The sequence below is a fragment of the Muribacter muris genome, from assembly GCF_001038205.1.
GTDB lineage: Bacteria > Pseudomonadota > Gammaproteobacteria > Enterobacterales > Pasteurellaceae > Muribacter > Muribacter muris.
Map to the genome: position 1 here is coordinate 1 of NZ_JWIZ01000126.1, position 4,438 is coordinate 4,438.

4 protein-coding genes and 1 pseudogene are annotated in these 4,438 nt (G+C 45.7%); 1 reads left to right on the forward strand and 4 read right to left on the reverse strand.

What is annotated here, in order from left to right:
• Positions 1–516: 516 nt before the first annotated feature.
• The 4 genes and pseudogenes from RO21_RS13595 to RO21_RS12690 form a co-directional block, all read right to left on the reverse strand.
• Complete coding sequence (locus tag RO21_RS13595; protein WP_241482504.1) at positions 517–999, reverse strand: MbeB family mobilization protein; 483 nt, start codon at positions 997–999, stop codon at positions 517–519.
• A 316-nt stretch (positions 1,000–1,315) separates the two neighbouring features.
• Positions 1,316–1,687 (reverse strand): annotated as a pseudogene (locus tag RO21_RS13810) (relaxase/mobilization nuclease domain-containing protein); the annotation flags it as partial.
• Complete coding sequence (locus RO21_RS12025) at positions 1,684–1,992, reverse strand: MobC family plasmid mobilization relaxosome protein (protein WP_047978021.1); 309 nt, start codon at positions 1,990–1,992, stop codon at positions 1,684–1,686. The gene RO21_RS12025 and the pseudogene RO21_RS13810, both read right to left, overlap by 4 nt.
• 1,454 nt (positions 1,993–3,446) lie before the next feature.
• A complete protein-coding gene (locus tag RO21_RS12690) occupies positions 3,447–3,533 on the reverse strand; it encodes a MerR family DNA-binding transcriptional regulator (protein ID WP_443983573.1) in 87 nt (28 codons plus the stop codon).
• 95 nt (positions 3,534–3,628) lie between these two features.
• Here RO21_RS12690 and RO21_RS12035 point away from each other — a divergent pair.
• Positions 3,629–4,438, forward strand: an 810-nt coding sequence (locus RO21_RS12035) for a cation efflux transmembrane domain-containing protein (protein WP_047978022.1), incomplete at its 3' end; no start/stop codon positions are given.

Here is a 4,438-nt window from a genome sequence, read left to right on the forward strand (position 1 = left end):
TCCAATTATCCGGATCTGATTATCGGCACCATCGCGGGGGGCATTGTACTTAACGGTGCCAGACGCATTTTGGCGTTGAAGGGTTAAATAATGCTCATTATTGGCAAAAAGCTCTCGCCGTATGCCCTATTGTCCATATCGGGCCTGCTGGCAGCGTCTACGGAATTCCGGACTTCGCAGAGGAACTCAACTACGGAGTCGATCTATCAACCATCTGAGGGTGGTATCAGATTGATGGGGTGAAGGTGCCCCATCAACCATTAAATCCGTATACCCTGTTTTATCTGCTTATACCCCTGCTTTGTTTTTTGCGTTGAGATATTACCGTTTCAAGCTGTTTATTAAACTCTGTAATGTCGTTAATTGCTCGCTGATTTCGTGGTATTGTTGAATGATTAAGGCGTTTTCTTCTCGCAAACTCTGCAACTCTTGCGATAAAGCTTTCCGCTCTTTCTCTTGCTGTTCTAGCAAGGTTTTCAAGGTATTTTCTAACATCACTTCGATTTCTGTCGTCATTTACTTTTTCCCTTGTTTCTTGGTTTCGTGGACTTCGATTACTTTCAGGTTCTCGCCCCACGTTTTCGTTATTAAATCCCTGTCTAACGCTATGCACGGCTTGATCCCCTTGTCCGTTTGACAGGTTGATAGTTTGATCCCCCCACTCTGTTCTTTGGCTATTTCGGCTGAGTTTTGCCATTCGGTCATCTCTTGATAGGCATTCTTCGCCTGCCACGTTAAAAGCCCTGTGGTTATCGCTATCAGGGCTAATACTGTCAAGGCGATTAGGATCGGCAAGCGATACATTCTCACGGTATTTTTTATCAATTTCGCCTGCTCGATTTGGATATTTTCGGCTAAATTGTTCCCTGCGTGCTGTAACTGCTGTATCAAGTTTTGCTCGTGCTGTTTGATAGCGTTCTGCACTATCTCGCCTATATTCTCTAGCTCTTTTTGTGATGTCTGCTGAAAGGTCGTTGCTAAATCTAAAATCTTGCTCATAGAAAGCCCCTTTTAGTCTTAAATTCTGTCCGTCTGTCTTGATTGATAGGTTTTTTGGCGTAATGCGTGCAATCTCAAAACCTGCACGCTCTAGGGCGTTTATAACGTCCTGTCGGTCGTTGATATGCCCTGCGTTCGCTAAAGCAGTTAAACCGTCTGTAATCGCCTGTAACGCTTGTTTTTTATCGGTTGGTAGGTCTTTGCGGTTAATCAGGCTTTTTTGCTTTGTAGGGTCGTTTGGGTCGCTTAGGCTATATTCGTGGTTGATTACCTGCTTGAAGCTTTCAGCAAGTGGGCGGTCTGCCCTATCGTAATAGGGTTGTAGGCGTTTTCCGCTTGTCATCTCTACGTTGGGAATAACGAAATTCAGCTCAAGCCTGCCTTTGTCGGTGTGCTGTACCCACGCAATGTTATATTGTTCAGGCTCAAGCCCTGCGAACATTGCCTTTTCAAAGCGTGCCATAATCTCACGCTTTTGGCTCTCGGGTAGGTCGCTTTCTTCAAAAGACAAGCAACCTGCGGTGTAGGTGTTATTAAAATCAAGGCTATCAGCAATACTTTGTGATAGTCGGGGATCGCCCTGCAGGATTTGAGCGGTGTCGTCAGGCTTATTTAGTAAATAGTCCACGCAAGCCTTGCAACTACTAGCTTTTCCCTTACCGTGTTTCTTAAAAAATTTGACGATCATAGGCTTAATTCTCGCAAATTTTTGAGATTTTTTTCAATTTCTCGCAAGGTAGCCAACACGCTAACAAGGTCAATGCTAGGGCGTTGGCTGTTGCATTGTCGGGCGATTTGGTTCAGGTTTACGCCTATGCGGTTCAGCTCGAACAGTAACGCAGGGTCGATTACTTTCGGCTGTCGCTTAGGTTGCTGTTCTAGGGCAACTTCCCGAACCCACTCCGCAAGCCTTGCTTTCGTTTTTCGTTCCAGCAAGGCATTGTATTCATCTTCTGACAATGCGATTTCTAGGCGTTTGGTTCGCTTTTTCATTAGGTGTCCGTTCTTCAAATTAGCGGTGAAACCGCAGGGGGTCAAGGGGGATTTATCCCTCTTGCAAGGGCATAGACTTAGTATCACAGATACGTGGCTATGTGTCCTTGCTATTATAAAAGACAATAGTACACCAAAAGCCCCGAGAGTGATATTAAAAAATCAGCGGAGCCGATAGGCGACTTCGTTTTATTAGGCGAACGTAGTGAGCCTTTGAACCAACATAAAAATAAAAAAATTTTATTATTAGGGCAGTGGTTTTTGTGGGCGGTAGGTTTTTAGTGTTGGAAAGCTGTTGGAAAGCTCGTGGGTAACTCGAAGAGTTATCCATCAGCTTTTCAATGGCTTTTCAATACGACCCGTAGGGGAAAAACCGTTAAACCGTCCACATTAACCGCTGACCCCAAAAAAAAAGAACGCTTTTTACTAAAAGATTTCTATTCGGTTCTCAAATGTTGCGTGAATGGGACAACAATAAAACGTCGTGGCATTTAACCTAGTTTGGAAATTCAGACCCTATTGAATTTCGCTGTTATCCTTAAATCTCGCTTATCAGGTGTGCTTGTATTTCTTGGGGCTTTCGCCTTTCTAACCGTAGCACGAAACGGAGACAGAGCTTAATTTTCGTATTAAGAACGTTATCACTTCTACGCCTGTTTATTCTTCCGAAGTCCGAGCTGAAGACCGTCTGATTTAAGGTTTGCGTTTCTTGTTTACGTCGTTGAATGATTTTTTGGTAGTAGGGACGCTTCGCAATCTCTTGCATTACTAGCTACCCTTTGCTATGATGTGACTTGCTTAGGGTCTGGCATCATAGCAAAGAACGCGAGATACAGATTATAGGAAAAGGGATCGAATGTCAAAAGTTCGATCCCTTTTTCTTTTCTAAAGCATTGGTATTAAAGGATTTAAGGTGTATTTTATTAAAATCTATACACTTTTGTGAAAATCCATACACTTCTCTTACCGTGTAATTTTATGAAAATTCGTGTACCTTTCTGCTAACGCCCTGCGGTTGTTAGACTAAAAAAGCCATTGAAAGCAAGTCTCAACGGCTTCTTCAGCCCCGAATAAAACAAAACCGCCTTGTTAGGCGGTTTATGTTATACTGTTACACGGTTGGTCAGGCTCTTGCAGTCTGATTGCCGTCAGACAGCAAAAAGTCTCGATCAATTGGTATCAACTCCAACTGAAAGGAGGCGAGTATGCCAACGTGGTTAAAATGGGTTTTGCTCATTGTAATCATTTTGTTGTTGTCTGGCGACACTGTGCAAGGTATTAGCTAGACAGCAACCAACCTAAAAAGGGGAGCGGAGCAATTCGCTCCCTTTTCCCATTGTATGCCCTATCCCCTGATTTTTCAAGTTATCTACTTTTCAAATAATCTTATTCTTAATTCGTCTAGAGTTTTAATTTCTCCAGAAACATATTTTTTCAGTAATACTTCACATTCTTTAGATGGATAACAAGCCCTGCTGTTCATAGAAGCGGATCGTCTGTGTTTCGACCCCTACCAACTGTGCCAACTGACCAATGCGCATCAGCCTCCTCCCCAACGGATTCTTTACTCTATTGACCTTATAGTAGCTTTATAGTTTAAAATGGTACCACAACATTGTTTAAGTGGAGTCGTATCATGAGCAAATCCTGTGGTGGCGCCTGTGGCGGTGATGCAACGTCCGCAGCGGATACCGATATACAGGCCTCCTCCGAGGCGCTAGGGAGATGGGTCAGTGTTTATGCCGTGCCGAAGATGGACTGTCCATCAGAAGAACGAATGATTCGCCTAGCCCTGAACGGTTTTGAGGAGATTCGGGCGCTGTCCTTCGACTTGTCGAACCGCCGGCTGAAGGTCGTGCATGACGGCGAGGTCGAGCCCGTCACCTCGAAACTGAAGACCTTGGGGCTAGGCGCCTCGCTTCAGGAAACCGTTGCTGCAAATCCAGAGACCATCAAGGCCGCCGAGTTTTCGGCAGCTTCTGCTAAGCAAGAATCCGGGACCCTGCGCTGGTTGCTCGGCATCAATGCACTTCTGTTCGTGGTGGAAATGACTGCCGGTCTGATCGCCCAGTCCACCGGCCTGATTGGAGAATCCCTGGACAATTTTTCCGATGCGGCGGTGTACGGGCTTGCCCTTTATGCGGTTGGACATAGCGTGAAAATGCAGGTACGTGCCGCGCATCTTGCTGGTGTACTGCAACTGATCTTGGCTGTGGGCGTGCTCGTAGAGGTGGTGAGACGCTTTGTATTCGGTAGTGAGCCTGAATCGCTGGTGATGATGGCTATCGCATTCGTCGCATTGATTGCCAATACCAGTTGTCTGCTGCTCATATCCAAACATCGGGAAGGCGGGGCGCACATGAAGGCAAGCTGGATATTCTCGGCCAACGACGTGGTGATAAACCTGGGGGGCATCACCGCCGGCGCCCTGGTCGCGTGGACCGGT